Source organism: Dietzia sp. CW19, from assembly GCF_014145265.1.
Taxonomy (GTDB): Bacteria; Actinomycetota; Actinomycetes; order Mycobacteriales; family Mycobacteriaceae; genus Dietzia; species Dietzia natronolimnaea.
The window spans coordinates 1-1,414 of record NZ_JAALEE010000232.1; the positions used below are offsets into that span (position 1 = coordinate 1).

Here is a 1,414-nt window from a genome sequence, read left to right on the forward strand (position 1 = left end):
AGAAGCCGAGCCCGGGAGTCCCGCTGGGCTCGTCCAGGCCGCTCCGGCCATCGCGACCCGGCCCACGCGAGCCAGCCGACCGCACCCTCCCCCGAAATAGCGACTGCCCCGACCCCTGGTGGGGGTCGGGGCAGCAGGGCCGGCTCGCCGGTTCGCCGCAGCAGCCAGGGCCACCGACGGCGGCGCTACCGCTCGCGCTGATCAGTCGCGGAAGTAGCTCATCAGACGCAGGATCTCGATGTACAGCCAGACCAGGGTGACGGTCAGGCCGAGCGCGACGCCCCACGCCATCTTGTTGGGGGCACCGGCGCGCACGAGGCGATCGGCGTTGTCGAAGTCCAGCAGGAAGCTGAACGCGGCCAGGCCGATGCACAGGAGGCAGAAGGCGATCGCGATCGGGCCGCCGTCGTACAGCGGGTTGGAGCCACCGGTGAAGAAGCTCAGCAGGATGCTACCGAGCGCCGCGAACAGCACGCCCACGATGGCGGCGGTGAGGAACCGCGTGAACTTGGGGGTCACGCGCACGGCGCCGGTCTTGTAGACGAACAGCATGCCCACGAACACACCGATGGTGCCGAGGATCGCCGCGCCGACGGCACCCAGGACGCCACCGCCCTGCAGATCAGCGGTGAACAGGTAGGTGGCAGCGCCCACGAAGAGCCCCTGCAGGCCGCCGTAGACCAGGGTGACGGGGGCCGAGTCCATCTTGCGGCCGAACGTGGCGACGAGCACCACGACGAGACCGCCGATACCGCCGATGAGCAGCAGCGGGAACAGCAGACCGGGGTTGATGCTGATCATGTAGAACGCGATCACGCCCACGATGCTGAGCAGACCCAGGGTGGTGGCGGTCTTGCTGACGACGTCGTCGATCGTCATGGGCCGCGTGTCCGTGTCGAACTGCGGATGGGCCTGGGGGGCGCCGTACCCGGGCTGGGCACCGAAACCCTGCTGGCCGTACTGGCCCTGCTGGAAGCCCGCGCGTCCGGCACCACCGAGGTGGGTGGCGCCACGCGCGCTGTCCTGGGACAGGGAACTGAAGACCGGATTGCTGCTCGTGCGCATCGAGGTCCCTTCGGATTGTCGGGGAAGGTCGTTGATCGAGAGTCCCCGCCGGGTCACCGACGAATCACTCGTACTGGTCAACGCGCGGGCCCACCTGAGTGTTCCCCGCGTCGACCCCCATCCTGCCCGACCGGTCGGACGTCCCGCGCACCAACCCTTTAGCGATATGTCGTTGACACTCTTTGGGATGTCGCGAATACTCTATGGCAGGCGGGCGCCGATGGGGCGCCCAGGACATTGGGAGTCGGCGATGCACAGCGACGACGCACACGAACCGGGTGACTTCGGCCCCCCGGACACACGGAGCCGGGGCGGACACCCGCGGCGTGGCGGCCGCCCCGGCCGCCCG

The 1,414-nt window shown here is 69.2% G+C and carries 1 protein-coding gene; it reads right to left on the bottom strand.

What is annotated here, in order from left to right:
- Nucleotides 1-201: 201 nt before the first annotated feature.
- Nucleotides 202-1,065, bottom strand: coding sequence for a Bax inhibitor-1/YccA family protein (locus G6021_RS07665; protein WP_182618112.1), 864 nt, complete (start codon nt 1,063-1,065; stop codon nt 202-204).
- Between the last annotated feature and the right edge of the window lie 349 nt (nt 1,066-1,414).